Source organism: Desulfovibrio sp. 1188_IL3213 (assembly GCF_036763145.1).
Classification (GTDB): Bacteria; Desulfobacterota; Desulfovibrionia; order Desulfovibrionales; family Desulfovibrionaceae; genus Desulfovibrio.
On sequence record NZ_JBAIYR010000217.1, the window covers coordinates 1 to 3,833 of the forward strand.

Here is a 3,833-nt window from a genome sequence, read left to right on the forward strand (position 1 = left end):
TTTGTTGACTCGCAGTTGCCAGACCGCGAGATTTTTTAACAAATCAAAAGGAGTTTTACTCACTTGGGCAAAGCTATAAGCTTTTTAGAACCCCCCGCCTAGCGGGGGGTTTTCTAGTTACAAAAAATGGGCGGGGAAAATCCCCGCCCAACCTTCTTCTCTTTTTTAAATCTGCCCGTGCCATTTTTGGCACGGGCTTCTGCCTGCTGACAAGGTCAAAACTAAGCGGCGTTTTGCCAAAATGTACGGGGCGCGTTACACAGAAACTTCAGTTTTTTCAAACCGTTTCTGTAACCGTTTCCGCATGAAAAAAGGGTTACATCTTTCGATATAACCCGTTGTTTTCATTGGCGTCCCCAAGGGGATGGACAGGTACGTCCCAAATATCGAAGATATAATACTATTTGCCAAAATGAAAAAAGTCAATATCCGGAAAAATATCTGTAAAGACAATATGTTGGGAAAGGTGTTGCTGGACGGTATTGGATAGTGCGGCTGGGGACACCTGTTGCTTTGCTCAATTTTGCAGCAGGCCGCTGCAAAATTACTAACGGACATCTGCACAAAAACCAGCACAAAAACTAGCACGAAAACCAACATGAACGCTGCTGCAAACCCATCGAATTCGATGGGTTTAGAGTTGCGAGTGCTGATGCACTGCTGCTGCCGACTACCACGAAAACTACCACAAAAACTACCGCGAAAACTACCGGAGAAATACACACGCTAGTGAAACTTCGAGCACTGTCAGGTGACATGAAGCCCCAAGTTCAGGCTGGCCTTGCAGGAGGTGAAGCTTTACCGACAGTGTCGGGTATAATGTCGGAAATGCTCTATATCTTGCCAAAGTAGCGTAACTTCGCCACTGCCGGTGGCAAAATTCCCGTATCTCACGAAGCCAGTGCAAAAATTTCTTTTTCGATGACAGCTAAGGCTATTTTTATTCGTCCATAAGGTGTTCATCAATAATCAGCATGTCGTTCGCATCAAACCGCCAGCCGTCCCAGTAGGCAATTTCCCAATAATAGCCGTCCAGATCCTGGATATATCCGCTGTACCCTCCCCAAAAGGCCGTTTCCGGACGTTTGGCGATTGTGCCGCCCAGGCTCTCCACCTTGGCGAAGATGGCATCCACTTCCTCTTTGGTTTTGGCATTGAAGGCAAGCGTTATGCCGCCGAATCCGGTGCCAAGTGCCGGGGGATTGGTTTCGTTGATGTCTTTGGCCAACTCCGCCAGAGGGTACAGTTCGAGCTTGGTGCCGCCATTGCTGAAAAAGACCACATCCGGCTTTTCTTCATTGTTCGGTGTGGTAAAGCCCAGGCCGTCGCGGTAGAAGGCACGCGCTTTCACAATGTCACGCACCCCAAGGCATATTACGTTGATTCTGTTCATGGTTTCCTTTGATTTAATCAAGCTATCTCAAAATGGGTGGAATTGGATGTGCTACCGGGTGACCATTCAGCTTCCCGTTCCTTTCCAGAGCATCAAAAGTTCCGGCTCACCCGTATGTTGGCAGGCCTGCTCCTTGCTCACCGCAAAACCGTGGCGCAGATAAAAGTTCACGGCCCGGCTGTTCCTGCTGTAAACCGTCAGCGTCAATTCCGCGTACAAATCCTGCACATGCCGCAACAGTTCGGAGCCGCCGCCCTTGCTCCAGGATACAGGCCGGACAAACAGAGCCGCCAGTGCTCCCTGGTATACAGCCGCAAAACCCAGAAAAGCTTCTTCCTCTTTGGCCAGATAGCAATCGGAACCGGGCAGATACTGCTCCTTCATGGCCGCATGGTTTTCATGCCAGAAATCAGCGGATACAAAGTCGTGCGCGGCAAGAGAGGCTTGCAGCCAGATATCGGCGCAAGCCTCAATTTCCGAACGATTGTGTACGGGTATAATGATCATACCGTTCCAGTAAACAGCACCCCCACTGGCACCGCGAAAATTCTGTCACCCATGGGGATGACCTCCTGCCCGGTATACACAATCACGCCCCGGACAAAATGATCGCCCAGCGCGTCGCGCAGTGCGGCAAGGCCTTTGATATCGTGTGACGATACGCTGGCGGAGAGCTTCACTTCCACGGCAACCACGCGCCCGGCCCGGTCTTCCAGAACCACGTCCACTTCCTCACCGCTTTGCGAGCGATAATGATAGAGCGTCACCGGGTGTTCCGTCCAACTGCTTTGCTTCAGCAATTCCCCGGCCACAAAAGATTCCAGCAGCCGCCCGGCCATGATTGAATCGTCGGCCAGACGTTCCGCATCCGCGCCGCACAGATGACAGGCCAGGCCTGAATCACAAACATGCAGCTTGGACGATTTGACCAGGCGTTTGCTCAGGTTGCTCGACCAGGCGGGAAGGAACCAGATCAGGAACAACGCTTCCAGCAACGGAATGTAACGGCTGAGGGTGCTGACGGACATACCCACGCTACGGGAAAGCTCCGCCTGGTTGTGCAGTGTTCCGGAACGAGCGCCCAACAGACGCAGCAGTCGGATCAAGCCGCTGATGTCCTGGATGTTGGCGATGTCGCGGATGTCCCGTTCCACCAGCGTGGTGATGTACGAATCAAACCAGGCGGCGCGGCGTTTGGTATTGCTCCGTGACAGCACTTCAGGATAGCCACCCAGCGTCATGGCTTCCAGAAGCGCCTCCTTTGACAAGGAATCTTTGCCCGTGTTCGTGACAGAAAAATCTTTCTGAAACAGTGCCTGGATAAAGTCTTCCCGCGTTCCGGCAATTTCACCTTGAGAAAGCGGATACAGAGTCAGCACTTCCATCCGGCCCGCCAGGGAATCCGCTATGCCCGGCAGGGTCAGGATGTTGGCCGAACCGGTCAGCAGATAACGTCCGGCATGCCGCTCGCGATCCACGTCTTCTTTGATGGCCAGCATCAGGGTTGAGGCGCGTTGCGCTTCATCGATGATTACCGGCTTTTTCAGCCCCTGTAAAAAGCCCGTGGGGTCTTCCAGCGCTCCGGCCAGAGCAGTCGCTGAATCGAGGCTGACATACTGGCGACTGTTTTCCGAATCAGAAGGCTCTTCGGCCAGTTGCTTTACCAGTGTGGTTTTACCGGTTTGGCGAGCGCCGCGCAGAAAGACAACCGGAGTGTCGGCCAAGGCTTCTATCAACTGTGTATGTATTGTGCGCTTATTCATGGTGTAAAATCTACCACTTCATGGTAGATTTTACAAGTTTATTGCGACACAATACGCTAAGTACAAGGAAATTCCTTTTTTAAAAAATCCGTCAAGGAAAATTTCCGCAAATTTTTGGTTGCTGTACGTTGCAGGAAGTTGCTGAAGGTTGCGAAACGACCAAGCCAAGGAAATCCCCGAAAAACCCGTGATAGGCTCACTCCATACAAAGGCAGGAAAAGTCTTGCTACAGCATGGAGGACGGTACAATGGCAGCTCAAAAAGAAAAGAAGGAAAATCTGGCAAATATTCCTTTACGCTGGATGCGTGTGGAGGAAGCTGCACAATACCTGCGTGTTTCAACGGATTTCTTGAACAAGGCGCGGCTGACGAAAAAACCGAATATTCCTTTCACCCGCATTGGCGGGCGAATTCTCTATGACCGGCATGCTCTGGACAGTTTTCTGGAATCGCTGGAAGAGATCTGATTATTCATGCCGCTGCCCTCCGGCAATCGCTGCGGGCATGACCCACACCACCCGCGCCTGAACGCCGCCATTTCCATACCCAAAGGAAAAGGCGGCTTTCCGCGCATCCTCTCGCTGGCGGCGGAGCGGGCCAAAGCCTGGTATTTTCACCCTGCCAAATGCCCGGCGCTTCACGGCAGCGGCAGGCAAATCCGGAGCGAGCGGCGCGAG

The 3,833-nt window shown here is 52.3% G+C and carries 4 protein-coding genes and 1 pseudogene; 2 read left to right on the forward strand and 3 right to left on the reverse strand.

What is annotated here, in order from left to right:
• Positions 1-940: 940 nt before the first annotated feature.
• The 3 genes from V6C16_RS09045 to V6C16_RS09055 form a co-directional block, all read right to left on the reverse strand.
• Positions 941-1,393: a VOC family protein gene (locus V6C16_RS09045; protein ID WP_333535035.1), complete on the reverse strand. Its 453-nt coding sequence runs from the start codon at positions 1,391-1,393 to the stop codon at positions 941-943.
• Positions 1,394-1,459: 66 nt separating this feature from the next.
• Positions 1,460-1,900, reverse strand: a complete 441-nt coding sequence (locus V6C16_RS09050) for a GNAT family N-acetyltransferase (RefSeq protein ID WP_333535034.1) — start codon at positions 1,898-1,900, stop codon at positions 1,460-1,462.
• A complete protein-coding gene (locus tag V6C16_RS09055) occupies positions 1,897-3,156 on the reverse strand; it encodes an ATP-binding protein (protein WP_333535033.1) in 1,260 nt (419 codons plus the stop codon). The genes V6C16_RS09050 and V6C16_RS09055 overlap by 4 nt, the downstream gene beginning before the upstream one ends.
• 248 nt (positions 3,157-3,404) lie before the next feature.
• On the opposite strand from V6C16_RS09055, the gene V6C16_RS09060 reads away from it, so the two are divergent.
• On the forward strand, positions 3,405-3,623 hold the full coding sequence (locus V6C16_RS09060) for a helix-turn-helix domain-containing protein (RefSeq protein ID WP_333535032.1): 219 nt from the start codon (positions 3,405-3,407) through the stop codon (positions 3,621-3,623).
• 6 nt (positions 3,624-3,629) lie between these two features.
• Positions 3,630-3,833: pseudogene (locus V6C16_RS09065) on the forward strand (hypothetical protein); the annotation flags it as partial.